The organism is Streptomyces sp. NPDC093225, assembly GCF_044753805.1.
Classification (GTDB): Bacteria; Actinomycetota; Actinomycetes; order Streptomycetales; family Streptomycetaceae; genus Streptomyces.
On record NZ_JBIVNX010000081.1, the window covers coordinates 1 to 24486 of the forward strand.

18 protein-coding genes are annotated in these 24486 nt (G+C 73.9%); 10 read left to right on the top strand and 8 right to left on the bottom strand.

Annotation, left to right across the window (positions count from 1 at the left end):
* Positions 1 to 269 precede the first annotated feature (269 nt).
* Positions 270 to 782: an NUDIX hydrolase gene (locus tag ACIQCH_RS36675; RefSeq protein ID WP_402588390.1), complete on the top strand. Its 513-nt coding sequence runs from the start codon at positions 270 to 272 to the stop codon at positions 780 to 782.
* 150 nt (positions 783 to 932) lie between these two features.
* On the opposite strand, the gene ACIQCH_RS36680 is transcribed toward ACIQCH_RS36675, so the two are convergent.
* From ACIQCH_RS36680 to ACIQCH_RS36690, 3 genes are all read right to left on the bottom strand, one after another.
* Positions 933 to 2915, bottom strand: coding sequence for an MDR family MFS transporter (locus ACIQCH_RS36680; RefSeq protein ID WP_402588421.1), 1983 nt, complete (start codon positions 2913 to 2915; stop codon positions 933 to 935).
* Between the two features lie 174 nt (positions 2916 to 3089).
* Positions 3090 to 4433, bottom strand: coding sequence for a 6-phospho-beta-glucosidase (locus ACIQCH_RS36685; protein WP_402588392.1), 1344 nt, complete (start codon positions 4431 to 4433; stop codon positions 3090 to 3092).
* A gap of 193 nt (positions 4434 to 4626) precedes the next feature.
* The gene (locus ACIQCH_RS36690; protein ID WP_402588394.1) at positions 4627 to 5616 is read right to left on the bottom strand and encodes a helix-turn-helix domain-containing protein; all 990 of its coding nucleotides are present in this window, start codon (positions 5614 to 5616) and stop codon (positions 4627 to 4629) included.
* A gap of 221 nt (positions 5617 to 5837) precedes the next feature.
* Between ACIQCH_RS36690 and ACIQCH_RS36695 the strand changes: the two genes are divergently transcribed.
* From ACIQCH_RS36695 to ACIQCH_RS36710, 4 genes are all read left to right on the top strand, one after another.
* The gene (locus ACIQCH_RS36695) at positions 5838 to 6503 is read left to right on the top strand and encodes a helix-turn-helix domain-containing protein (protein ID WP_402588396.1); all 666 of its coding nucleotides are present in this window, start codon (positions 5838 to 5840) and stop codon (positions 6501 to 6503) included.
* A gap of 151 nt (positions 6504 to 6654) precedes the next feature.
* Positions 6655 to 7200 carry a toxin-antitoxin system, toxin component gene (locus ACIQCH_RS36700; RefSeq protein WP_199922836.1) on the top strand — a complete coding sequence of 182 codons (546 nt, stop codon included), beginning with the start codon at positions 6655 to 6657 and terminating at the stop codon, positions 7198 to 7200.
* Position 7201: 1 nt separating this feature from the next.
* Positions 7202 to 8413 (top strand): MAB_1171c family putative transporter, encoded by a 1212-nt coding sequence (locus ACIQCH_RS36705; protein WP_402588399.1) that lies wholly within the window; start codon positions 7202 to 7204, stop codon positions 8411 to 8413.
* Positions 8410 to 10101 carry a pyridine nucleotide-disulfide oxidoreductase gene (locus ACIQCH_RS36710; RefSeq protein WP_402588401.1) on the top strand — a complete coding sequence of 564 codons (1692 nt, stop codon included), beginning with the start codon at positions 8410 to 8412 and terminating at the stop codon, positions 10099 to 10101. Before ACIQCH_RS36705 ends, ACIQCH_RS36710 begins: the two co-directional genes overlap by 4 nt.
* Positions 10102 to 10438: 337 nt before the next feature.
* Here the strand turns inward: ACIQCH_RS36710 and ACIQCH_RS36715 are convergent, their stop codons facing one another.
* Both ACIQCH_RS36715 and ACIQCH_RS36720 read right to left on the bottom strand, forming a co-directional pair.
* On the bottom strand, positions 10439 to 11218 hold the full coding sequence (locus ACIQCH_RS36715; protein WP_402588403.1) for a hypothetical protein: 780 nt from the start codon (positions 11216 to 11218) through the stop codon (positions 10439 to 10441).
* Between the two features lie 183 nt (positions 11219 to 11401).
* Complete coding sequence (locus tag ACIQCH_RS36720) at positions 11402 to 12214, bottom strand: hypothetical protein (protein WP_402588405.1); 813 nt, start codon at positions 12212 to 12214, stop codon at positions 11402 to 11404.
* A 324-nt stretch (positions 12215 to 12538) separates the two neighbouring features.
* On the opposite strand from ACIQCH_RS36720, the gene ACIQCH_RS36725 reads away from it, so the two are divergent.
* The 5 genes from ACIQCH_RS36725 (at position 12539) to narI (ending at position 20913) form a co-directional block, all read left to right on the top strand.
* Entirely contained in the window at positions 12539 to 14080 is a 1542-nt protein-coding gene (locus ACIQCH_RS36725; RefSeq protein ID WP_402588407.1) for a YfcC family protein, read from the top strand.
* 70 nt (positions 14081 to 14150) lie between these two features.
* Complete coding sequence (locus ACIQCH_RS36730; protein ID WP_402588423.1) at positions 14151 to 17861, top strand: nitrate reductase subunit alpha; 3711 nt, start codon at positions 14151 to 14153, stop codon at positions 17859 to 17861.
* 3 nt (positions 17862 to 17864) lie between these two features.
* The gene (narH, locus tag ACIQCH_RS36735) at positions 17865 to 19517 is read left to right on the top strand and encodes a nitrate reductase subunit beta (protein WP_402588409.1); all 1653 of its coding nucleotides are present in this window, start codon (positions 17865 to 17867) and stop codon (positions 19515 to 19517) included.
* Positions 19514 to 20191 carry a nitrate reductase molybdenum cofactor assembly chaperone gene (narJ, locus tag ACIQCH_RS36740; protein WP_402588411.1) on the top strand — a complete coding sequence of 226 codons (678 nt, stop codon included), beginning with the start codon at positions 19514 to 19516 and terminating at the stop codon, positions 20189 to 20191. The genes narH and narJ overlap by 4 nt, the downstream gene beginning before the upstream one ends.
* Positions 20188 to 20913: a respiratory nitrate reductase subunit gamma gene (narI, locus tag ACIQCH_RS36745; RefSeq protein WP_402588413.1), complete on the top strand. Its 726-nt coding sequence runs from the start codon at positions 20188 to 20190 to the stop codon at positions 20911 to 20913. Before narJ ends, narI begins: the two co-directional genes overlap by 4 nt.
* Before the next feature lie 21 nt (positions 20914 to 20934).
* Here the strand turns inward: narI and ACIQCH_RS36750 are convergent, their stop codons facing one another.
* The 3 genes from ACIQCH_RS36750 to ACIQCH_RS36760 all read right to left on the bottom strand — a co-directional run bounded on the left by ACIQCH_RS36750 (position 20935) and on the right by ACIQCH_RS36760 (position 24117).
* On the bottom strand, positions 20935 to 21813 hold the full coding sequence (locus ACIQCH_RS36750) for a trypsin-like serine peptidase (protein WP_402588415.1): 879 nt from the start codon (positions 21811 to 21813) through the stop codon (positions 20935 to 20937).
* A gap of 133 nt (positions 21814 to 21946) precedes the next feature.
* A complete protein-coding gene (locus ACIQCH_RS36755; RefSeq protein ID WP_402588417.1) occupies positions 21947 to 22162 on the bottom strand; it encodes a hypothetical protein in 216 nt (71 codons plus the stop codon).
* 128 nt (positions 22163 to 22290) lie between these two features.
* Positions 22291 to 24117 (bottom strand): AMP-dependent synthetase/ligase, encoded by a 1827-nt coding sequence (locus ACIQCH_RS36760; RefSeq protein WP_402588419.1) that lies wholly within the window; start codon positions 24115 to 24117, stop codon positions 22291 to 22293.
* Positions 24118 to 24486: the final 369 nt, after the last annotated feature.

A 24486-nucleotide genomic window follows, 5' to 3' on the forward strand; every position in this document is an offset into this window, starting at 1 on the left:
CTCCGCCCCTGGCCTTCGGCCACCCCAGGCCCGGGCCTGCCTCCGGACCAGCCTGCCATACCGGCTCAAGCGCCTCCCCCACACACCACGGGACGCTCTCGCTACGAGACGTCGGGCCCGGGTGGAAGGGGGGCGGTGCGAAGCCTGCTGCGGCGGGGCGGGGTCGGGGGCGGATGCCCGGCCGAAGCCGCGGCGGGTCCGTATCCTCGCCTCGTGTCCGGGCCGGAGGTGGCGGGGCACGACGACTACGGCGGAGGGAGCGGACCGGCATGCCGGAGCAGGCGGAGCAGCAGGAACCGGGGGCGGGGCGAGAGTTCGCCGGGGAGCGGCCCGAGCGGGCGCTGCCCGCCACCAATGCGGTGGCGGGCGTCGGGATGATCGTGCTGGACGCGGCGGGACGGGTGCTGCTGGGGCTGGCCCATGACGGGCGGTGGGAGCTGCCGGGCGGCAAGACGGATCCGGAGGAGAGCTTCGAGGCGACCGGTGCGCGGGAGTTGGCGGAGGAGACGGGGCTGCGCGTTGCGGCGGCGGGGGTACGGGTGCTGGCGGTGCTCAAGGACGCCAAGGGCGGGGTGAGCCGGGTGACCGCGGCGGCGCTGGCGGAGGGCGCCGAGGGGGAGCCGGTGGTGACCGAGCCGGACAAGATCGTGCGCTGGGAGTGGTTCGCGCCGGAGGCGCTGCCGGCGGGGATGTTCGAGCCCTCGGCCGCGGTGCTGAAGGTGTGGCGGCCCGAGTTGACGGTGCCGGCGGTGCCGGCCCATTGCTACCCGGTCGTTCCTTAGGCGTCTGCCGGTTCCTGTCCGCCCGCAGGTGGTAGGTGGGCGGCTGCCGCCGGTGGTATGTAAGCGGCTGCCCACCGGCGGTCGTACGCCACTGCGGCCGGTGGGCCGTGGGCGTCCGCCCGCCGATGGTTCGTAGGCCGTCGCCGGCCCTCACGCCCGTACGGCGCGGTGCGGGGCGAAGCTGCCCTCCGCCAGGTCCTCGACGAGCAGGCGTTTGGCGATGGCGTCGACCGCGGCACGGAGTTCGGGCTTGTCCGGGCGGCCGCCGCGGTCCTTCTCCAGCTCGGCGGCCAGCCACTCGCCCCAGGCGCGCGAGATCACGCCCGCCTCGCGCCGCCCCGCGTGGGTGAGTGAGAAGTACGAGTCCTCGTGGCTGAGGAATCCCTCCTCGATCATGCGGTCGAAGACGGGGACGAGCACCTCGGGCGGCAGCCCGCGGCGGGCCGCGATCAGCCCGAGCCGGGCGTGCCCGACGGTGCGGGTGTGCATGTCGACCTGCATGACGGTCCAGGCCCCGGCCATGTCGAGCCGGGTGTCGGAGGCGGTCACGATGCCGCGGGCGGTGTCCGGCCCCATGCCGCGCAGGATCTTGGCGACGGCCAGTTCCAGCAGTTTGGCCGAGTCGCCGCTGGTGGTGGGGGACCCGAAGCCCTCGCCCATGTCGGTGGAGCCGGCCCGCGCGCTGTCGCGCAGCCGGACCTGCTTGAGGAAGAACGCGACGACGAAGCCCACCGCTGCGACGGGTACGGTCCACAGGAACACGGTCTCGATCGTGTCGGCGTAGGCGTCGATGATGGGGCGCGCCTGGGCGGTGGTGAGCCGGTGCACGCCTTGCGGGCTCTGCGCGGCCAGGGTGAGCACGGCCGGGTCGGCGCCGGTGGTGCGGGCGGATTCGGCGATGCCGCGGGCGAGGTTCGGGCCCAGGCTGTTGGCGTAGATCGTGCCGAAGACGGCGGTGCCGAACGAGCTGCCCAGCGTGCGGAAGAAGGTCACGCCGGAGGTGGCGGTGCCGAGGTCCGCGTAGTCGACGGTGTTCTGCACGGCGATGGTCAGGACCTGCATGCACAGGCCGATGCCGGCGCCGAGGACCAGCATGTACAGCGACGACAGCCAGGTCGAGGTCCCCGGCCCCATGAGGGAGAGTAGGTACAGGCCGAGGCCCATCACCGCGCAGCCGACGATGGGGAAGATCCGGTACCGGCCGGTCTTGCTGGTGACGTTGCCGCTGAAGACGGAGGCGACGAGGAGGCCGAAGACGAGCGGGAGGGTCCGCACGCCGGAGATGGTGGCCGAGTCGCCGTCCACGTACTGCAGGTAGGTCGGCAGGAACGTCATCGCGCCGAGCATCGCGAAGCCGACGACGAAGCTGAGGACGGAGCAGACGGAGAAGACGGGGTTGCGGAACAGCCGCATCGGCAGCATCGGTTCGGCGGCCCGGGTCTCGACCACGCAGAAGAGGGCGAGGGCCACGGCGCCGCCGGCGAACAGGCCGACGATGACGGGCGAGCCCCAGGCGTACTCGTTGCCGCCCCAGCTGGTGGCGAGGATCAGCGCGCTGGAGCCGACGGCGACGAGGGCGATGCCGAGGTAGTCGATGCGGGGGCGGACGGCGGAGCGGACCGAGGGGATGGTGCGGGCGGCGGCCGCGACGACGAGGACGGCGATGGGGACGTTGACGTAGAAGGCCCAGCGCCAGCTGAGGTGGTCGGTGAACAGCCCGCCGAGCAGCGGCCCGATGACGGTGGCGACGCCGAAGACCGCGCCGATGGCGCCCTGGTACTTGCCGCGTTCGCGCAGCGGGATCACGTCGGCGATCAGGGCCATCGAGGTGACCATCAGGCCGCCGGCGCCCACGCCCTGGACGCCGCGCCAGATGATCAGCAGGAGCATGTTGGTCGACAGGCCGCACAGGAACGAGCCCGCGATGAAGACCACGGCCGAGATCTGGAAGATCACCTTGCGGCCGAACAGGTCGCCGAACTTGCCGACCAGGACGGTGGCCACGGTCTCGGCGAGCAGGTAGGAGGTGACCACCCAGGACATGTGGGCCGCGCCGCCGAGGTCGGCCACGATCGTGGGCAGCGCCGTGCCGACGATGGTCTGGTCGAGGGCGGCCAGCAGCACGCCCAGCATGATCGTGCCGAAGATGACGTTGCGCCGCCGGCGGTCCAGTACGGGCGGGGGCTCGCCGGTGGCGGCGGGGCCGGGCTCGCGGGACTCGCGGACAGTGGTCACACCTAGCACTGTCACACCGGGGCCCGGCGCTCCGCACGCGGCGTTGGGCCGTACGGGACCCCTGAGGTCCGCCTACCTCCGCAGGTACGCGAGCCCCGGGTGGGCCGCCGCGTACCCGTCGAGCAGGGTGCGGGCGACGGCGACCGAGTCCACCAGGGGGTGGAGTGCGAAGGCCTTGACGGCCTCGGCGCGGGAGCCGCTCGCGGCGGCCGCCAGCACGGCCCGTTCGACGGCCTTGACCGCGGTCACCAGCCCCACGGCGTGGTAGGGCAGCGGGTCGACGGCGAGCGGGTGGGCGCCGTTCGCGTCGACCAGGCAGGGCACCTCGATCACGGCCTCCGCGTCGAGTGCGGCGAGCGTGCCACGATTGGCGACGTTCAGGATGAGGGTGGTCCGCTCGTCGCGGGCGACGGCCCGCATCAGGGCGAGGGCGACCCGCTCGTACCCGCCGGACTCCAGGTCGCTCGCCGCCCGCTCGCCGGCGCCGGCCGCCTCGCGGTTCTCGGCCATGTACGTGGCCTCGCGCTCGGCGCGGGTGCGCTCCCAGGCGGCGAGGGCGGAGTCGTCGGGCCGGGCCGCTTCGGCGTAGAACCGGGCCTGCTGGTCGAGGAGGAACGCGCCGCGGGTCTGCTTCGCCTCCTGGTAGGCGCGTACGGCCTCGCGGTTGAAGTAGTAGTAGTGTAGGTACTCGTTGGGGACCGCGCCGAGGGAGCGGAGCCACTCGGCACCGAAGAGCCGGCCCTCCTCGAAGGACTCCAGGGCCTGCGGGTCGGCCAGCAGCCGGGGCAGTTCGTCGCGGCCGTCCACGCGCAGGCCGCGCACCCAGCCGAGGTGGTTGAGCCCGACGTAGTCCACGTACGCGCGTGCGGGGTCCGCGCCCAGCGCCCGGGCGATGCGGCGGCCCAGGCCCACCGGGGAGTCGCAGATGCCGATCACCCGGTCGCCGAGTTCCTCGGCCATGGCCTCGGTGACCAGTCCGGCGGGGTTGGTGAAGTTGATGGTCCACGCGTCGGGGGCCAGCGCGGCGATCCGGCGGGCGATCGCGCGGGCGACGGGGACGGTGCGCAGCCCGTACGCGATCCCGCCCGCGCCCACCGTCTCCTGTCCCAGGACGTTTTCGGCCAGGGCGACCCGCTCGTCGGCGGCGCGGCCGGCGAGGCCGCCGACGCGGATGGCGGAGAACACGAAGTCCGTGCCGCGCAGGGCCTCGTCGAGGTCGGTGGTGGCCGTGACGGCGGGGGCGTCGGGGACGCCCGCGGCCTGTTCGGCCAGGACGCGGGCGACGGCGGTGAGCCGGGCCGGGTCCTCGTCGTGGAGCACGACGCGGGTGACGCGGCCGTCGGCCCGGTCCCCGAGGAGCGCTCCGTACACGAGGGGCACCCGGAAGCCGCCCCCGCCGAGGATCGTCAGTCGCACGTCGCCGTACCGCCTTTCGCACGGCGCGGTGGCACCGGGCACCGCGCTCCGCGCCCAGTCTCCCCCCTGCCGGAGCGCGCGCGGACCGCTCGGGGGCCGCGGGGCGCGCCGTCGCGGCCGGGTCCCGCCCGGCCGGCCCGCGCCGCCCGGGCGAGATCCGGACGAGCCGGGCCGGGCGCCCTCCGGGGGCCTGCTACTCGTCCTTGAGCGGCGGTACGGCGCGCAGGCGCGGCGCGTGCTGCGCGCGTGCGGCCGGGGCGCCGGCGGGCTTGCCGTGCGGGGTCTGCGATGCGGACAGCACGAGGGTGATCCGGGTGAAGCCCATGCCGTCCAGGAGGGGACCGGATTCGGCCACCATGCGGCAGCGGGCCCGGCCCCAGCGCGGGTCCGGGTGCCGGACGGCGAGCACCCGTCCGTCGCGCTCGGCGGCGTCCTGCCCGTAGGTGCCCAGCCAGTGCGGGACGCCGTAGCGGAAGGCGGCCTCCATGAACGGGTCGCGGGCGATGTCCTGGCGGATGGAGTCCAGCCCCCGGTCCTCCGGATCCGCGGCGTACGCGAGGGAGAACTGCGCCAGCAGCGGGACGCACCAGCCGGGCTCGTGGTCCTCCAGCACGGCCGCCGCGTCGGGGTGGAACAGCACGAAGCGGAGGAAGTTGTCGTCGGGCAGCGCGGTCGGATGCGGCCGGACGGACTGGAAGAGCTGGTCGAAAGCGGAGTTGGTGAGGGCCACGTCCCAGCGCCGGTCCACGAGGAACGACGGGTAGGGCACGGCCTCCATCAGCGCGGCGTAGTCGCGGAGGTAGTCGCGCTGGTCCGGATCCTCCGGAAGGCGGCTTCCCTCGGCGGGGCGCCAGGTCTGCGGCGGGTCCCGGTCGACGAGGACGCGGAACATCCAGAATCGCTGCTTCTCGCTCATCTCCAAGGCCTGGGCGAGGGCCAGCAGTTTGCGGTCGGTCCATTCCTTGACCAGACCGCGCTCCCAATTCCCGTACGCGCGCACGCTGATTCCCAGCCGCGCGGCGATGTCCTCCTGGCTGAGGCCCAGCTCCTCGCGGCGCTGCCGCAGGAGTTCCTTGCGCCGCTCCGTCCGGATTGCTCCGCGGGCGGTGTCTTCGCCCGCCGGGCGCTCCTGGCCGGACCGCGCGAGGGCGTCGGACGGGCCCACCGCTGCGAGATGTGGCACCGAGAGCTCCCCCTTCTCACGGTCTGCGATCTTCATTTCCGTGTGGCGATCCTGCTACCAGCGTCAATGGAGTGTCAACTATTGTGGCAATTCCAGCCGATGGACGCCGCATTCACGCCACAGCTGTGGCAAGTTCTGGCCCTGAGGCAACTATTGGGGTTAGCCTCCTCTGGTCCACCGCGTGTCCGTACCAATCTCGCGTGATCTAGGAGAACCCACTGGTGACAGACGGCTTTCCGGCTCCCGTCCCAGTGGCCACCGCATCCCTGGCGGCCACCGCCGCGCGCGTAGCCGAACTCGCCAACACGCTCGGACGGGCGCATTCCGAAGTGTTCAACCTCCGGCGCCTGTCGGAGGCCTCCGGCGTCCCCGCCGACGTGGTCAAGGCGCTCCTCGACGGCCGCCCCGCCGGCGAGCCCGACCTGCAGGCCCGTTTCCTGCAGCGGCTCGACCTGCTGCGCCGCACCCGCGTCAAGCCCAACGGCCGCCGCTACACGCAGCAGGAGATCGCCGACGGCGCGGCCATGTCCCGCCAGCAGGCGGGCGCCCTGATCAACGGCGACCGGCGTCCCACGATGGAGCACTGCGACGCGATCCAGCGGTTCTTCGGCGTGCACGCCGGCTTCCTGACCGCGCACGACGGCGACGCGCTCAACGACGCCCTGCTGCGCACCGAGCAGCAGCTGCTCCAGGACTTCGCGGTCCGCGAGCGCGAGACCGTACCCGCCCAGGCCTCGGCCGGCGACCCGCTCGCCCGGCTGCTGCAGGACCACGGAGTACGCGGGATCGCCTGGCGGGCGGCCCAACTGCCCACCGACAAGCACCGGGACAAGGTCACCGAGTGGCTGGACATGCTGCTCGAGAGCGTCAAGCCGACGGATTCCTGAGGCCCCTCCGCAGCCCGGGCCGCTCCGGCACCGGGCCCGCCGCGCAGCCCCCGGCCCACGGTGGCCCCCGACGCCCGAGCGCGTCCCCACGAACCGCAACGAAGCCCGATGAAGTCCCGATCCTGATCCGGATCCGCCGACGGGGAGAACGGTGAGCATAGCCAGAGAGCAGCGGCGGCTGTGCGCGGAGCTGGTGGCCGGCCTCCGGCTCCCCGTCCCCGCGGCACCCGCGGACCTCTACGCCGCCCTGTGCGAGGGCATGAGCAAGCACCGCGGCCGGCCGGTCCAGTTCCGGATGGCCTCGTTCCCGCCGGGCACCGCCAGCGGGCTGTGGCTCGACATGGCGGACCGCGACCTCGTCGTCGTCGAGGAACGCACCGCGCCCGACCACCAGCTGGTGATCCTCGGCCACGAGCTGTGGCACATGAAGGCGGGCCACTGCAGCCACCACGTCGACGGCGCCGCCGTCGCCGCCCGCCTCCTGTCCCAGGAGGCCGACCTCAGCGCGGCCGTCCGGGTCCTCGCCCGGACCCGCTTCGACGCCCGGGAGGAGACCGAGGCCGAGACCTTCGGGCTGCTCCTGGGGAGCAAGTGCCGGGCCTGGCTGCCCGGCTCGCGGCGCGCCGGCGGGGCCGGCCTGGACCAGATCGCCGGACGCATCGAGGAGTCGCTGGGGTACCGAGGGCCGCGGGGCTGACATGGGAGCGAACGGCCTCGACATGTACGTCCCGGCTGCGGCGCTCGCCCTGGCGTTCGCCTGCAAGCTGCCCGGACTGGTGCAGGACTGGCGCAATCCGCTGCTGCGCGCCGTCTGCATCCTCCTGCTGGTGGCGAGTTCGGTGTTCTTCTTCGCCGCACCGCCGACCATCGCCACCGTCAACCGCATCACCGGCGTCCCCAACTTCTCGGCGCCGCTGGTCTACTGCATCCTGACCACGTTCAGCGCCTGCTGCCTCCTGCTGATCAACCACTGGCGCGGCGGCCCGCCCGAGCACCGGCGGCGGATCTCGCTGCTGTGCGGCGGGGTGTACGCAGCCGTGACGGCCGGCCTGATCGTCCTCTTCGCGCTGGGCGACGCACCGGTGGAGCGGCTGCGCGACCTGGACACGTACTACGCGAACACGCCGTTCATCCGCGAGATGATCGTGCTCTACCTGGTCGCCCACACCGTCGGCGCGGTGGTCATGACGATGCTGTGCCTGCGCTGGTCGCTGCGCGTCCACGGCTGGCTGCGCGCCGGGCTGCGGATGATGGTGTCGGGGTTCTTCCTCGACATCGGCTTCGACATCGTCAAGTTCACGGCGGTCTTCGCGCGCTGGGCCGGGCACGACCTCGACTACCTGAGCACGTACGTGGCCCCGCCCCTGGCGTCGGTGTCGTCCTTCGGCGTGGCGGTCGGGTTCGTCCTGCCCCTGGTCGGCCAGCGCACCTCCGCGAGCTGGCAGACCTGGAAGGCGTACCGGGAGCTGGGCCTCCTGTGGCGGGTGCTGCGCGAGGCCGGGCACCCCGACGCCCGGCCCGTACGGATGGCCTGGTGGTCCTCGGGCGAGCTGCGCATCACCCAGCGGATGGCCGACATCCACGACGGCCTGCTGGGCCTCGACCCCTACTTCGACCACGCGCTGCGCGAGCGGACCCTGGCCCGGGCCCTCGCGCGCGGCACCGACGCGGAATCCGCGGCCGCCGAGGCCGACGCCGCGACGGTCGCCGACGCCCTGCGCGCCAAGGCCGCCGACCCGGAGGGCCGCGTCATCGGCTCGGCCGACGCGTACACCTGGTCCCGGACCAACTCCCGCGCCGAGCTGACCCGCATCTCCGTCGCCCTGCGACACGCTCCCGCCACCGGGTCCGCCGAGCCCTCCGAACGCCCACTGCCCGGTGCGGACCGCCGAGAAAGCAGCCACTCATGACCGGATCCTCCGTCAGACGACCGTCCCCCTCCCCGTCCCGCCCCGGGGCCGCCCCCCGCGCCGCCGCGGACGGCCGCCGGGGCCGGGCCGTGATCATCGGCGGGAGTCTCGCCGGCATGCTCGCGGCGGCCGCGCTCAGCCCGTACGCGGACGAGGTCGTGATCGTCGAGCGGGACGTGCTGCCGACCGGTCCCGAGGGGCGGCGCCACCTGCCGCAGGGCCGGCACGGGCACATCCTGTGGTCCGGCGGCTCCGAGGCCATGGACGCACTGCTGCCCGGCACGATCGACCGGTGGAAGGCCGCGGGCGGCCGCAAGATCCCCCTGACGCAGGGCATGGTCTCGCTGTCGCCCCGCGGCTGGTTCCGGCGCTGGCGACCCACCCACCACATCGTCGCGTGCGGCCGGGACCGGCTCGACTGGGTCGTCCGGGAGGCCGCGCTCGCCCTGCCGGGCGTGCGGCTCATGGAGGGGACCCAGGTGCTCGGCCTGGAGGGGGACGCCCGACGGGTCACCGGCGTGCGCGTACGTGCGGCGCTGGGCGGAGCCGCCGAGCCCTCCCCCGCCGGCACCGGAGCGACCGACGGCGTCGACGGCGGCGAAGCCCGCGGCGGCGTCACGGGTACGGGCGGTACGGGGTCGGGCCCGGCCGGTGCGGGCCCGGCGGCCGGTGAGCGGGTCCTGTCCGCCGACCTGGTCGTCGACGCCTCGGGGCGCGGCACCCGCGGCCCCGTGTGGCTGGGCGCCCTGGGCGTCCCGGCCGTCCCCGTGGAGGAGATCGACTCGGGCCTCGTGTACGCGAGCCGGCTCTACCGCGCTCCGGCGGGGGTGGGCGAGCTGCCGGTGGTCAACATCCAGGCCGCGGCCCGCGAGCGCCGCCCCGGCCGGACCGGGACGATCATCCCGATCGAGGACGGGCAGTGGATCGTCACCCTGTCGGGGACCCGCGGGGCACAGCCCACCAGCGACCCCGACGCGTTCGAGTCGTTCGCCCGCGAGCTGCGGCACCCGCTGCTCGCCGACTTCCTGGCCCGGGCCGAACCGCTGGGCAGGGTCCACACCTTCGCCAACACGGCCAACCGGCGGCGCCGCTACGAGCGCTCGCGCACCATGCCCGAGGGCTTCCTGTCGGTCGGGGACGCCGCGGTGGCCCTCAACCCGGTGTACGGGCACGGCATGTCGGTGGCCGCCCAGTGCGCGGTGGCGCTGCGCGACCGGGTGGCCGCCCGCGGCCTCACGGCGCCGGGGCTGGCGGCCGAGGCGCGGCGGCGGATGGCCGGACCCATCTCGGTGGCCTGGGACCTGGCCACCCGCCAGGACGTGTTCTTCCCCGGTTCGACGGGCCGCCGCCCCGGGCCGGCGGACGTGCTGATCCAGCGCTACGTCGACCGGCTCATGTACACGGCCACGGGCGACTTCCACGTGGCCACGGCGCTCACCGACGTGATGACCCTCTCGAAGCCCGCCTCGCGGCTGGTACGGCCGCGGGTGCTGCTGCACGCACTGCGCGGGCCGGGGCTGCCGCCGCTGTCCGGTCCCGCGCTCACCCGGGTCGAGCGGGACTGCCTGGCGCTCCCCCGGGCGGACCGGCCGGCCCCGGCCCCGGCTCAGCCGGACCCGGCCCCCGGACACCGATCGCCCACCCCACGCCCGGAGGCCGACCCGGACCCGGTCGCCGGCCCCGCCTGAGCCGGCGGGGCGCCCGAAGAACGAGCCTCTGTCATCCACGCCTCCGTCATCCGGGCCACCGTCACGCAGCCCCCGCAGGCCGGCCCGTGGTGTGTGGGGGAGCCTCTTGAGGCGTCATGGCAGGCTGGTCCGGAGGCAGGCCCGGGCCTGGGGTGGCCGAAGGCCAGGGGCGGAGCCCCCTTGCCCCAGGGGTGGGCCTGCCGCAGGGCCTGCAGGCCATGACGGGTCAAGAGGCGAGGGGACCCACACACCACGGGGCGGCCGGCCCCGAAGCGACAAGCCCCGACACCGGTCGCCCCATCACACAGGCTCCACCTCGACGCCCCCGCCGTTCGATCTACCGGGCCGCAGCCTGGGCGATGGTGGGGAACAGGTCCTGGAAGGGGGCCACGGAGTCGCTGGCGGCGTCGCGCCCGAAGGGTGCGTCGAAGCTCCAGACCAGGAACAGCAGGAACACGATCAGGGCACTGAACAGGCCCGCCAGCAGCAGCTCGCGCCCCGAACGGCGGATCTGGAGCGTGAAGATCAGGCCGATCGTCACCACCCCGCCGACCAGCAGTCCGAACCACACCACCCCGGGCAGCGTCGAGCCGGCGCTCTGGGTGCGGGCGTGCCGGGCATCGTCGGCGGTGGAGATCTGGTCCAGCAGCGGCTGGTAGGCCTGCGCCTGGAGTTCGGTGCTCGGCGACTGGTGGGTGACGTCGGTGCGCAGCCGGTCCAGCAGTGCGGCGCCCTTCTCGCTGGGGGCCTGGTCCTCGGCCAGGCGCGGCCAGTCGACGTTCACGGTGTGGGAGACGTAGGCGTCCACTTCGCCGCGGATCCGGTCGCGGACTGCCGTCGGATAGACGTCGACGCGCTGGGTGACCTCGTACAGGGCCTGCGCCTCGCGGCGCACGTTGTCCTCGGCGGCCCCGCGGGCCTCCCACACGCCGGCGATGGCCAGGCCGAGGACGATCGCGTACACCACCCCGACCATCATCGTCATGTACTCGATGACGTCGGGGGTCTCGTTGGTGTCCTCGTCCTCGGCCGCTCGGCGGTGGCGCAGGACGGTGAAGGCGAGGACGACGGCGCAGACGAGCGCCATGGCGATGGCCAGGACCAGCCATTCGGACACGGGGTGTCTCCAGAGGTGGGATGGGGTCGGGACGGTCGGCATACGGACGCGCGGCGGCCGGCGTGCGCCGACGCGTCGGCCGCGGCCGTACGGGCGCACGGCGGCCGACGGCCGGCGCGCCCACGGGTAACGGACGGACGTAGGGGCCCCGCCCCGTCCGGCGGGCCGGGGGCGGGGCGGGGGTCAGCGCGTGGAGCGGCTCCGGCCGCGGGGCCGCAGGACGGCCGCCGCGAGGACGGCCGGGGTGGTCACGACGACCATGAGCATGACGGTGGACATGCCCTGCGGGCCGCGCCGCTGCAGGACCACCGAGCGGTACGGGCGCACGTGGAAGGCCGCCGGCCGGAGCACCGGGGCCGCTGGCCGCGGGGGTGCCACCGCCGGGATCACCGGCGCGGGCACTTCGGCAGGGTCGTGCGGAGCGGACGGCGCCGGGTACGGCACGGGATCCGGGGGCGGCACGGCGTCCGGTACGGCCCTCCCGGCGGGCGGCGGCGCCCCGGGAGCGGGCCGGTGCGCGGGCGGCGGCACGGGGAGGGGCACGGCCGGTTCCGGCGGCCCGCCCGGCCGCGGCGGGAGCGGGGTGGTCACCGGGCCCGGCGCCGGCGGGACGGGGACCGGGTCCGGGGCCGGGGTCGGCTCCGGGTCCGGGGCCGGCTCCGGGGCCGGCGCGGGCCGGGGCGCCGGCGGGACGGGGTCCGGGCTGGCGTGACAGTCGCGGTCGCGGTGGCGGTCGCGGTCGCGGTGCGCCCCTCCACCACCCGAACCGTCGCGGCCGGAACTACCGTGACCCGAACCTTCGTGACCCGAACCGTCACGACCCGTCCCCCCACCGTGCGGCCGCTCGTGGTGCGTCCCGTCGTGGTCCATCCGGACGACCGCGTCGTCGGTGGCGCCGTACCGGCCGGCGTCCGGCGGCCCGGTCGCCGCGTGTGCGGGCACCGGCGCGAGGGCGGCGATCAGCCCCATCCCGGCGAGGTACTGCCTAGCGGTCACCGCGTCTCCTCCCCGTCCGGTCGCGCACCTGGTGGTGGCTCCGCGAGAAGAAACGATCACGGTGCCGGATCGACACGCGCCGGGGCCCGCCCGTTGACGCGTCCGGCTGACGGGGCCGGGGCGGGGCCGGACGCCCCACCCAGGACCCTCACCCGGTCGGCCGTACCCCGGACGCCGCCCCCGGCCCGCAGGCCAAGACTGGGAGCACCGCACCGAGGGACGGAGTGCCGTGGAAGCCGAAGCCGAGGTCGACGCCCTGACGCTGGGCCCGCGCGCCGGTCCGGAGCGGTGGACGGCCGGCCCCCGCACCGCGGGCGGCGCCGGATGAGCGCCCCCACCGGCCCGACCCACGACGCCGGGACGACGCCGCCCGACGAGCCGCCCCCGGCCGGGAAGTTCACCTTTCCCAGCGCCCTGACCGTCCTGGCCGTCGTCACCGTCGCCGTCTGGCTGCTGGCCTTCCTCGTCCCCTCCGGCGAGTACAGGCGCAACGCCGACGGGGCGCCGGTCCAGGGCACGTACCACCGCGTCCCGTCGAGCCAGTCCTTCGTCGACCGCCTGAACGACCTCTTCCTCTCCCCCGTGAACGGCCTGTACGGCATCAAGGACCCCGCCACGGGCCTGGTCGGGCCGGACTTCGAGGGCTCGCTGTACGGCAGCGCCGGCGTGTTCCTGTTCGTGCTCGCCATCGGCTCGTTCATCACGGTGGTGTTCGCCACCGGCGCGCTGGACCGGGGCATCGCCAAGCTCGCGCACCGGCTGCGCGACCGCGGGGCGCTGCTCATCGCGGGCGTGATGCTGGTGTTCTCGGTGCTGGGCACGGTGGAGGGCTTCGCGGAGGAGACCCTGGGCTTCTACGGCCTGCTGGTGCCGATGATGCTGGCCCTGGGGTACGACCGGATGGTGGCGGTCGGGACCGCGGTCCTGGGGGCCGGCATCGGCGTGCTGTGTTCCACGGTGAACCCGTTCGCCACCGGGGTGGCCTCCTCGGCGGCCGGCATCTCGCTCGGCGACGGCATCGCGTTGCGGTTCCTGATGTGGGTGGTGCTGACCACGGTGACGATCCTCTACGTCGTCCGGTACGCGCGGCGCGTGCGGGCCGACCCGGGGCGGTCGGTCTGCGGGTTCCTGCCGGGCGACCGGGAGCAGGCGGCCGCCGCGGTCGGCGAGGAACCCGAGCTCACCGCGCTCCACAAGGCGGTCCTGGTTCTGGTGACGCTGGTCTTCGGCTTCATGATCTTCTCGGTGGTGCCGTGGGCGAGCGCCCTGACCGGCAAGGCGGACGCCACCCCGTACGGCTGGGAACTGGGCTGGTCCTTCCCGCAGTTGGCCGCGATGTTCCTGGTGGCGGCCGTTCTGGTGGGGGTGGTGGCCCGGTTCGGGGAGCAGCGGCTCAGCTCGACGATCATCCAGGGTGCGGCGGACTTCATGTCGCCGGCGCTGGTGATCCTGCTGGCGCGCGGGGTGACCGTCATCATGAACAACTCCCGCGTCACCGACACCGTGTTGCACTCGATCGAGGGCGTCGTCGAGGGCACGTCCTCGGGGGTGTTCGCGGTGCTGGTCTTCGTGGTGAACCTTCCGCTGGCCTTCCTGATCCCCTCGACCTCGGGCCACGCCACCCTGGCGATGCCGATCCTGGCGCCGCTGGCGGACTTCGCGGGCGTCCCGCGGGCGGTGGCGGTCACGGCATGGCAGGCCGCCAGCGGCTGGATGAACCTGTGGGTGCCCACCACGGCGGTCACCATCGGCGGCGTGGCCCTGGCCAAGGTCGGCTACGACCGGTACCTGCGCTTCGTGTGGCCGCTGCTGGCCGTGCTGTTCGTCCTGATCTGCGCGTTCCTCGCCGTGGGCGCCACCGTGTAGTCCCCGGTCGGCCCACGTTCATCGAGCAAAGTGCGACAAATATGGATTGGATGGACATGCACGGCCCTCCATGGGCGTCCACGACGGGGAGGCTGAGGTGCAGGACTCGACGACGGAGCCGGCGGCCCTGCTGCTGCGGACCGGGCGGTTCTTCCGGCGCGGCGAGGCCGCCCCGGACCTGCACAGCGTCCGGCTGACGGGCGGCCGCGAGGGCGACGCCTTCTACCGCGACCGGTGGAGCCACGACAAGGTCGTGCATTCGACGCACGGCGTGAACTGCACGGGCTCGTGCCGGTGGAAGGTCTACGTCAAGGACGGGATCATCACCTGGGAGACCCAGGCCACCGACTACCCGTCCGTGGGACCGGACCGGCCCGAGTACGAGCCCCGCGGCTGCCCGCGCGGGGCCGCGTTCTCCTGGTACACGTACTCCCCCACCCGCGTGCGCTACCCGTACGTGCGGGGCGTGCTGCTGGAGATGTACCGGGAGGCGAAGGGACGGCTGAAGGACCCGGTGCTGGCCTGGGCGGACCTCCAGGCCGACCCCGAGAGGCGGCGCCGCTACCAGCGGGCCCGCGGCAAGGGCGGCCTGGTGCGCGCGTCGTGGGACGAGGCCGTCGAGATCATCGCGGCCGCGCACGTGCACACCATCAAGCGGTACGGCCCTGACCGGGTGGCCGGCTTCTCCCCGATCCCCGCCATGTCGATGGTCTCGCACGCGGCCGGCGCCCGCTTCCACTCCCTCATCGGCGCCCCGATGCTGAGCTTCTACGACTGGTACGCCGACCTGCCGGTGGCCTCCCCGCAGGTCTTCGGCGACCAGACCGACGTGCCGGAGTCCGGCGACTGGTGGGACGCGGCGTACCTGATGATGTGGGGCTCCAACGTCCCGGTCACCCGCACCCCCGACGCCCACTGGATGGCCGAGGCCCGCTACCGCGGCCAGAAGGTCGTCACCGTCTCCCCGGACTACTCCGACAACACCAAGTTCGCCGACGAGTGGATGCACCCCCACCCCGGCACCGACGGCGCCCTCGCGCTCGCCATGGGCCACGTGGTCCTCAAGGAGTTCTTCGTCGACCGCGAGACCCCGTTCTTCGCGGACTACGTCACGAAGTACACCGACCTGCCGTTCCTGGTGACGCTGACCGAACGCGACGGGGCGTACGTCCCGCACAAGTTCCTGCGCGCCTCCGACCTCGGCGAGACCGGTGAGGGCGCCGAGTGGAAGACCGCGGTCCTCGACGGGGCCACGGGCCGGCCCGCGGTACCGGGCGGCTCGCTGGGCTTCCGCTGGACCGAGTCCGGCAGGGGCGCCTGGAACCTCGACCTCGGCGCGATCCGGCCCAGGCTGTCGCTGTACGAGGACGACCCCACGGGCGTCGAGGTGCTGCTCCCCCGCTTCGACACCGAGGGCGGCGCCCACGGCCAGGGCCGCGGTGAGGTGATGCGGCGCGGCGTGCCGGCCGTACGGGTGGGCGGGGCCCTGGTCACCACGGTCTACGACCTGCTGCTCGCGCAGTACGGGGTGGCGCGCGAGGGCCTGCCGGGCCTCTGGCCGGCCTCGTACGACGACGCGGACCAGCCGGGCACCCCCGCCTGGCAGGAGGTCCACACCTCGGTCCCGGCGGCCCAGGTGGCCCGGATCGCCCGCGAGTTCGCCACCACCGCGGAGAAGTCGCGGGGCCGCTGCATGATCCTCATGGGCGCCGGCACCAACCACTGGTTCCACTCCGAGACCATCTACCGCGCCTTCCTCGCCCTGCTCACCCTCACCGGCTGCCAGGGCCGCAACGGCGGCGGCTGGGCCCACTACGTCGGCCAGGAGAAGTGCCGCCCCGCCACCGGCTGGGCCACCCTCGCCGCCGCCTCCGACTGGTCCCGCCCACCCCGCCAGATGATCGGCACCGCGTACTGGTTCCTGAACACGGACCAGTGGCGCTACGACCGGTTCCGGGCGGACGTGCTCGCCTCGCCGCTGGGTGAGGGCCGGTTCGCGGGCATGACGGGCGCGGACTGCCTGGCGCAGTCGGTGCGGTCGGGCTGGATGCCCTCGTACCCGACCTTCGACCGCAACCCGCTGGACCTCGCCGACCAGGCGCGGGCGGCGGGCCGGGAGCCGGCCGCGTACGTGGTGGACGAACTCATGGCCGGGCGGCTCGGCTTCGCCTGCGAGGACCCCGACGACGAGCGCAACTGGCCTCGGGTGCTCACCCTGTGGCGGGCGAACCTGCTGGGCTCCTCCGCGAAGGGCGCCGAGTACTTCACCAAGCACCTCCTCGGGACCCACTCCACGCTCAGCGCGCGGGAGGCGGATCCGCAGACGCGCCCCCGCGACGTGAAGTGGCACCAGCGGGCCCCCGAGGGCAAGCTCGACCTGCTGCTCTCCCTCGACTTCCGCATGACCTCCTCGACCCTGCTGTCGGACATCACCCTGCCCGCGGCCACCTGGTACGAGAAGCACGACCTGTCCACCACCGACATGCACCCCTTCGTGCACTCCTTCACCCCGGCCGTGGACCCGCCCTGGCAGGCGCGGACCGACTTCGAGGCCTTCGGGGCCATCGCCCGGCGGCTGAGCGAGCTCGCCCGCGACCACCTGGGCACCCGCCAGGACCTGGTGGCCTCCGCGCTGCAGCACGACACCCCCGGCGAGGTCGCGCAGCCGGGCGGCGTGGCCCTGGACTGGCGGGCGGGCGAGTGCGAGCCGGTACCCGGCCGCACGATGCCGGGGCTGACCGTGGTCGAGCGCGACTACACCGCGATCGGCGCGAAGTTCGCGGCCCTCGGCCCGCTGGTGGAGGAGCTGGGCCTGCCGGCCAAGGGCATCGTGCTGCGCCCCGACGAGGAGGTCACGGTCCTGGCGGCGCTCAACGGCACCGCCCGCGGCGGTCCGGCCGACGGCCGGCCGCTGATCGACACGGCCGTGAAGGCCGCCAACACGATCCTGACCCTCTCCGGCACCACCAACGGCCGGCTGGCCACGCAGGGCTTCCGCACCCTCGAGCGGCGCACCGGCCAGGAGATGGCGCACCTCGCCGCCGAGCACGAGGGCAAGCGCGTCAGCTACGCCGACACGCAGGCCGCGCCGGTCCCCGTGATCACCTCCCCGGAGTGGTCCGGCAGCGAGTCCGGCGGCCGCCGCTACACCGCCTTCACCCTCAACACCGAGCACCTCAAGCCCTGGCACACCCTCACCGGCCGCCAGCACTTCTTCCTCGACCACGACTGGATCCACGAGCTCGGGGAGGCCCTGCCGGTCTACCGGCCGCCCCTGGACATGCACCGGCTGTTCGGCGAGCCGGTCCTCGGGCCCGACGGGCAGCAGCAGGTGACGGTGCGCTACCTCACGCCGCACAACAAGTGGTCCATCCACTCCGAGTACCAGGACAACCTGTTCATGCTCTCGCTCTCCCGCGGCGGCCAGGCGATCTGGATGTCCCCGCAGGACGCCGAGGCCGTCGGGGCCGAGGACGACGACTGGATCGAGGCGGTCAACCGCAACGGCGTCGTGGTGGCCCGGGCGATCGTCTCGCACCGCATGCCGGCCGGCACCGTGTACATGCACCACGCCCAGGAGCGGACGGTGAACGTGCCCAGGTCCGAGGCCGGCCGACGCGGCGGCATCCACAACTCGCTGACCCGTCTGATCCTCAAGCCCAGCCATCTCATCGGCGGCTACGCCCAGTTGTCCTGGGCCTTCAACTACCTGGGCCCGACCGGCAACCAGCGCGACGAGATCACCGTCATCCGACGCCGCTCGCAGAAGGTGGAGTACTGACACATGTCCCCCAGCGCAGCGCCCATCGGCCGTGTCATGGCCCAGATCGCCATGGTCATGAACCTGGACAAGTGCATCGGCTGCCACACCTGCTCGGTCACCTGCAAACAGACGTGGACCAACCGCACCGGCATGGAGTACGTCTGGTTCAACAACGTCGAGACCCGGCCCGGCCAGGGCTATCCCCGCCGGTACGAGGACCAGGAGAAGTGGCGGGGCGGCTGGGAGCTCAACCGGCGCGGGCAGCTGAGGCTCAAGGCCGGCGGGCGGTTCCGCAAGCTCGTCTCGATCTTCTCCAACCCGGTGCTGCCGGAGATCAAGGACTACTACGAGCCCTGGACGTACGACTACCAGGCGCTGGTCAACGCCCCGCTGGGCGACGACTTCCCGGTCGCCGAGCCCCGCTCCCTCCTCTCCGGCAAGCCCGTGAAGATCGAGTGGAGCTCCAACTGGGACGACAACCTCGGCGGCGCGCCCGAACACGCCGGCGGCGACCCGATGGTCGTCAGGACCCGCGAGAGGACCGCGGAGCAGGTGCGGTTCGCCTTCGAGCAGGCGTTCATGTTCTACCTGCCGCGGATCTGCGAGCACTGCCTGAACCCCGCCTGCGTGGCCTCCTGTCCCTCCGGCGCGATGTACAAGCGCGAGGAGGACGGCATCGTCCTGGTCGACCAGGACGCCTGCCGCGGCTGGCGCATGTGCGTCACCGGCTGCCCGTACAAGAAGGTCTACTTCAACCACGCCACCGGCAAGGCCGAGAAGTGCACCCTGTGCTACCCGCGCCTGGAGGTGGGCCTGCCCACCGTCTGCTCGGAGACCTGCGTCGGCCGGCTGCGCTACCTCGGCGTCGTCCTCTACGACGCCGACCGCGTCACCGCGGCCGCTGCCGCCCCGGACGAACAGGACCTGTACGAGGCCCAGCTCGGCGTGTTCCTCGACCCGGAGGACCCCGAGGTGCGCCGGGCCGCCGAGCGCGACGGCATCGCCCACGACTGGATCGAGGCCGCCCGCCGCTCGCCGGTGCACGCGCTGATCACCACCTACCGGGTGGCGCTGCCGCTGCACCCGGAGTACCGCACGATGCCGATGGTCTGGTACATCCCGCCGCTCTCCCCCGTGGTCGACGCCCTCGCCGGCACGGGCTTCGACGGCGAGGACGCCGGCAACCTCTTCGGTGCCATCGACACCCTGCGCATCCCGCTGGAGTACCTGGCGGAGATCTTCACCGCCGGGGACACCGGGCCGGTACGGGCCTCGCTGGAGCGGCTCGCGGCCATGCGCGCGTACATGCGCGACCTCAACCTCGGCGACCGGCCGGACGGGACGATCGCGGAGGCGGTCGGCATGGAGGGCCGGGACATCGAGGACATGTACCGGCTGCTGGCCGTGGCCAAGTACGAGGAGCGGTACGTGATCCCCACCGCCGCCCTCGGCGACGCCCGCCGGCTGGAGGAGTCCGCGGTCCCCGACGCGTGCAGCCTGGACGGGGCCGGCGGGCCCGGCACGGGCGGGCGGGGCCCGCGCGACGGCGGTCCGTTCGGCGACGGCTCGGGCGGGCCCGGCGGCCGCCCGCAGCTGCCCCTGGTCACCATCGAGAACTTCCACGCCCTGCGCAGACGGCAGACCGCCGACACGACGGAGGAGGAGAGCCCATGAACAGCGGCCCCCGCACCACCGCCCGGCCGGGCAGCCCCGCGGCCGAACCCGCCGTCCTGCACCAGGCGGCGGCCCTGTGCCTGACGTACCCCGACGAGGCGTTCCAGGAGCGGCTGCCGCTGCTGCGGGCCGCCGCGCCCGCCCTGCACGCCTTCCTCGACTTCGCCGAGTCCGTGCCGCCCGACGAACTCGCGGCGCACTACGTGCGGGTGTTCGACTTCAAGAGCAAGCACTGCCTGTACCTGAGCTGGTGGACCGACGGCGACACCCGGCGGCGCGGCGAGTCGCTCGTCCGCTTCAAGGAGGCCTACCGGCGGCACGGGCTGGAGTTCAGCGACGAGGAGCTGCCGGACTTCCTGCCCGCCGTGCTGGAGTTCACCGCCCAGACCGGGGACGTGACGCTGCTGCGCGAGCACCGGGCCGGTCTCGAACTGCTGCGGCTGGCCCTGGCCGAGAGCGGCACCCCGTACGGGCACGTGGTCGCGGCCGTCTGCGCCACCCTGCCCGGCCCCTCCCCCAAGGACCGGGCCGAGGCGCTGGCGCTGGCCCGGTCGGGGCCGCCGCGCGAGGAGGTCGGGCTGGCGGGCCTGCCGCCGTACGGGCACCTCGGCCTGCTGCCGGTCGTGAACGGTGAGCGAGCGGTGACGGACGGGAGAACGGGAGACGTCGGATGAACACGCTGCTGTGGGGGGCCCTGCCGTACGTCGCCTTCGTCCTGCTGGTGTCGGGGCTGGTCTGGCGGCACCGCTACGACAGGTTCGGCTGGACCACCCGGTCCTCCCAGGTCTACGAGTCGAAGCTGCTGAACGTCGCCTCGCCGACGTTCCACTACGGCATCCTCTTCGTCCTCGTCGGCCACGTCATGGGCCTGTTCGTGCCCGCGTCGTGGACGGACGCGCTGGGCCTGGACGAGCACGCCTACCACCTGCTGTCGCTGTTCGGCGGGACGGCGGCCGGGGCCCTGGCGGTCCTCGGCATCGGGATGCTCGTCTACCGGCGCCGCACCAACGCCCCCGTCTTCCGGGCCACCACGGTCAACGACAAGGTGATGTACGTGGTCCTGCTCGCCGCGATCATCATGGGCATGGTCGCGAAGCTGGCCGACGCCTCGCTCAGCTCGGGCTACGACTACCGCGGGACCATCGCCCCGTGGGCGCGCAGCCTGTTCCGGCTCGACCCCCAGGTGGAACTGATGGAGTCGGTCCCGGTCCTGTTCAAGGTCCACGTCGTCATCGGGATGGTGCTGATCGCGCTGGTGCCCTTCAGCCGGCTGGTGCACATGTTCAGTGCGCCGGTGCAGTACCTGTTCCGGCCGTACGTCGTCTACCGCGCCCGGGACGAGCGCCAGTTGGGGCAGCGACCGCCGAAGCGGGGCTGGGAGCGCGTGGACCGCTGACGGCGGGCGGCCGGGAGGCGGTCACCGGGCCGTGGCGCGCCGGTAGAGCTCGGCGGCGTACGTGCCGAGCACGGTGCTCGTGGACTGGTCGTCGGTGTCCCCTCCGGTGAGCACGCCGACGATCTTCCCGTCCTCGGCGATCCAGGCCGAGCCGCTGGTGCCGACGGGGAAGTCCGCGCAGTCGAAGCGCTGGACCGTGTCGCTCTCCTTGACCGAGACGGCCGTGCAGGTGCGGGGGACGTTGCGGTCGGTGGGGTAGCCGGTGACGGTGACCTCCTCGGCCGTGCGGCCGGAGGTGTCGAGCGGCGCGCCGCCGGTGACGTCCTCGACGCGGCGGCCCCGGGCGTCCGGCTCCAGCCGCGCGAAGGCGAGGTCGTAGTCGTCGTCCTCGCCGTCGGTCCACCGGCCGTCCTCGAAGACCTCGGCGACGCGCCAGGTGCCGTACGGGGCCTTGCCGTCGGCGTAGCCGGGCGCGAACACGGTGGTCTCGCCCTCTTGGGCGCCGGGCGTCAGGCAGTGGCCGGCCGTGACGATCAGGTCCCGGCCGGGGCTGCGCACCACGGTGGCCGAGCAGAAGTGCCCGCCGGCCAGGTCGTCCTTGAACAGGGCGCCGGTGAACACGCCGCGGGCCTCGGTGGTCCCCTTCGTCGGTATCGGGGCGCCGACGGTGGGGAGGGTGGCCGCCCCGAAGGGCCGCGGCGCGGCCTGCGGGGCGGTCGGTACGGCCCGCGACGCGGTCGGTGCGGGTACGGCGGCACCCGCTCCGGAGCCGGCCCGGACCGGCGGGTCACCGTGCCCGGAGGCCGCCTCCTGCGGCGGGACCACCAGGGTCATCACGCCCGAGACCGCGACCGCCGCCACCGTGCACAGCACTCCGGTCACCACGTTGCGCCGGTCCACCACGACCACCCCTCCCGGACCGCCCCCGCGCCCCGCACTCCTCAGTCCCCGCGCCGCGAAAATACCCGATGACGGTGGGATTCGGACACCCGTACGGCCGGTCGGCGCGGCGCGGCTGCGGGGCGGGGCGGCGCTACTCGTACGTGCTGCGGTAGACCCGGGCCGCCGCCTCGCTCTCCGCGGCGGGCGGGGACAGCTCGTCCTCGACGAAGAGCTCGGCATCGTCCCGGAGCTCCTCCTCCCACGCCTCGGCGAGCTCCTCCTGCCGCTCGCGCGGCTCCTTCTCGACGACCTCCCGATGGGCCGGGCTCAGGGCGTGCAGGAACCGCTCGACGATGCCGTTGGTCATCCGCTCCTCCTCGATCAGGCTGGTGCGGCCCGGTGCGGGCCCGCCCCCAGCCTGATCGCCCGCCCCCGCGCCGACCCGCGCGCCACGACACGGCGGACCCCGAACGGCCGTACCCGGTACGCCCGGGCTCACTCGGGGTAGAGGGCCGCGACCTCCACCGCGTACGCCTTCTCGATCGCCCGCCGCTTGAGTTTCAGCGAGGGCGTCAGCAGCCCGTCCTGCTCCGTGAACTGCTCGGCCAGCACCCGGAAGGTCCGGATCCCCTCGGCGCGCGAGACCAGCGTGTTCGCCGCCACCACCGCCCGGCGCACCTCCGCCGTCAGCTCCGGGTCCCGCACCAGCTGCGCCGGACCCAGCGCGGGCCGCCCCCGCATGGCCAGCCAGTGCGCCACGCCCTCGGGATCGAGGGTGAGCAGGGCCGCGACGTACGGCCGGTCGTTGCCGAGCACGATGCACTGCGCGACCAGCGGGTGGCAGCGCACCCGCTCCTCCAGCGCTCCCGGCGAGACCGACTTGCCACCGGAGGTCACCAGGATCTCCTTCTTCCGCCCGGTGATCGTCAGGTAGCCGTCCCCGTCCAGCCGGCCCAGGTCCCCGGTCGCCAGCCAGCCCTCGCGCAGCACCTCCGCCGTGGCGCGCGGGTCGTTGAGGTACCCCGCGAAGACGTGCCGCCCGTGCAGCCACACCTCACCGTCCTCGGCGATGTGCACCGTCGTGCCGGGGATCGGCGGGCCCACCGTCCCGTACTTCGTGGCCCCGGGCGGGTTGGCGGTGGCCGCCGCGCACGACTCGGTCAGTCCGTACCCCTCGAAGACCGTGACGCCCGCCCCGTCGAAGAACAGCCCCAGCCGCCGCGACATGGCCGAGCCCCCGGACATCGCGTGCCGCACCCGGCCGCCCATGGCCTCGCGCACCTTGGCGTACACGAGCTTCTCGAACACCTGGTGCTGCACCCGCAGCGCCGCCGACGGCCCCGGGCCCTGCCCCAGGCTGCGCTGCTCGCGGGCCTCGGCGTACCGTACGGCCGTCTCCACCGCCCGCTCGAACGGCCCGCCCCGCCCCTCGGCCTCCGCCCGCCGCCTCGCGGCCGCGAACACCTTCTCGAAGACGTAGGGCACGGCGAGGAAGAACGTCGGCCGGAACGACGCCAGGTCGGGCAGCAGCCGCTCGGCCGACAGCACCGGCTGGTGTCCCAGCTTCACCCGCGCCCGGATCGCCGCCACCTCCACCATCCGGCCGAAGACGTGGGCCAGCGGCAGGAACAGCAGCGTGGACGGCTCGTCCTCCGGCCTGGCGCGGAACACGGTCTCCCAGCGGGCCACCATGGTGTCCGTCTCGTACATGAAGTTCGCGTGGGTCAGCACGCAGCCCTTGGGGCGGCCCGTGGTGCCGGAGGTGTAGATCACGGTGGCCACCGCGTCCGGGGTCACCGCCCGCCGGTGCCGGTGCACCACCTCGTCCGCCACGGGGGCGCCCGCCGCGACCAGTTCGGCCACCGCACCCGCGTCCAGTTGCCAGAGCCGGGCCAGCTGCGGCAGCCGGTCGACGACGGAGCCGACCGTCATCGCCTGGTCCTCGTTCTCCACCACGCAGGCGCTCACCCCGGCGTCGTAGAGCGTCCAGTACACCTGCTCGGCGGAAGAGGTGGGGTAGACGGGGACCGGCTGCGCCCCGACGGCCCAGAGCGCGAAGTCGAAGAGCGTCCACTCGTACCGGGTCCGCGCCATGATGGCGACCCGGTCGCCGAAGCGGATCCCCTGCGCGAGCAGGCCCTTGGCGAGCGCCAGCACCTCGTCGCGGAAGCCGGCGGAGGTGACGTCCTGCCAGCCCCCGTCCGGGGCCCGGCGGCCGAGCACCACCCGGTCGGGGTCGTCGAGGGCGTGGTCGAAGACGACGTCGGCCAGCCCGCCCACCGGCGGGGCCGTGACCACGGGTGGGACGGTGTACTCGCGCAAGGCACCCCTCCTCCGCACAGGGCCGCGACGGTACCCCACGCGGCACCGCGCAGGGGACCCGCGGCGCAAGATCCGTCGTATCCGCTGAGAACCCATCACCACTGGTCAGCGCCCCGCACTCGGCACCGCGAAACCTCCACGGGATCTGTACCGCGCCCGCACGTCCGGACGTCACCGCAGGCGGGAGGGCATGTGGGGGCGGGTGGGGGCGTCGGGGGGATCGGTGCGGGGACTTGGTACGGGGGTTCGGGTCGCCGTCTCACGGGAGTGCCGGCCCGTGGTGTGTGGGGGAGCCTCTTGAGGCGTCATGGCAGGCTGGTCCGGAGGCAGGCCCGGGCCTGGGGTGGCCGAAGGCCAGGGCCGAAGGCC

What these genes read in the sequence shown, in the direction of transcription:
- ACIQCH_RS36680 (WP_402588421.1), bottom strand. Translation starts at nt 2,915, where the DNA reads ATGCTGGGCGTGCTGCTGGCCGCCCTCGACCAGACCATCGTCGGCACG.
- ACIQCH_RS36755 (WP_402588417.1), bottom strand. Translation starts at nt 22,162, where the DNA reads ATGACCAACGGCATCGTCGAGCGGTTCCTGCACGCCCTGAGCCCGGCC.
- ACIQCH_RS36710 (WP_402588401.1), top strand. Translation starts at nt 8,410, where the DNA reads ATGACCGGATCCTCCGTCAGACGACCGTCCCCCTCCCCGTCCCGCCCC.
- ACIQCH_RS36675 (WP_402588390.1), top strand. Translation starts at nt 270, where the DNA reads ATGCCGGAGCAGGCGGAGCAGCAGGAACCGGGGGCGGGGCGAGAGTTC.
- narI (WP_402588413.1), top strand. Translation starts at nt 20,188, where the DNA reads ATGAACACGCTGCTGTGGGGGGCCCTGCCGTACGTCGCCTTCGTCCTG.
- narJ (WP_402588411.1), top strand. Translation starts at nt 19,514, where the DNA reads ATGAACAGCGGCCCCCGCACCACCGCCCGGCCGGGCAGCCCCGCGGCC.
- ACIQCH_RS36725 (WP_402588407.1), top strand. Translation starts at nt 12,539, where the DNA reads ATGAGCGCCCCCACCGGCCCGACCCACGACGCCGGGACGACGCCGCCC.
- narH (WP_402588409.1), top strand. Translation starts at nt 17,865, where the DNA reads ATGTCCCCCAGCGCAGCGCCCATCGGCCGTGTCATGGCCCAGATCGCC.
- ACIQCH_RS36705 (WP_402588399.1), top strand. Translation starts at nt 7,202, where the DNA reads ATGGGAGCGAACGGCCTCGACATGTACGTCCCGGCTGCGGCGCTCGCC.
- ACIQCH_RS36730 (WP_402588423.1), top strand. Translation starts at nt 14,151, where the DNA reads ATGGGCGTCCACGACGGGGAGGCTGAGGTGCAGGACTCGACGACGGAG.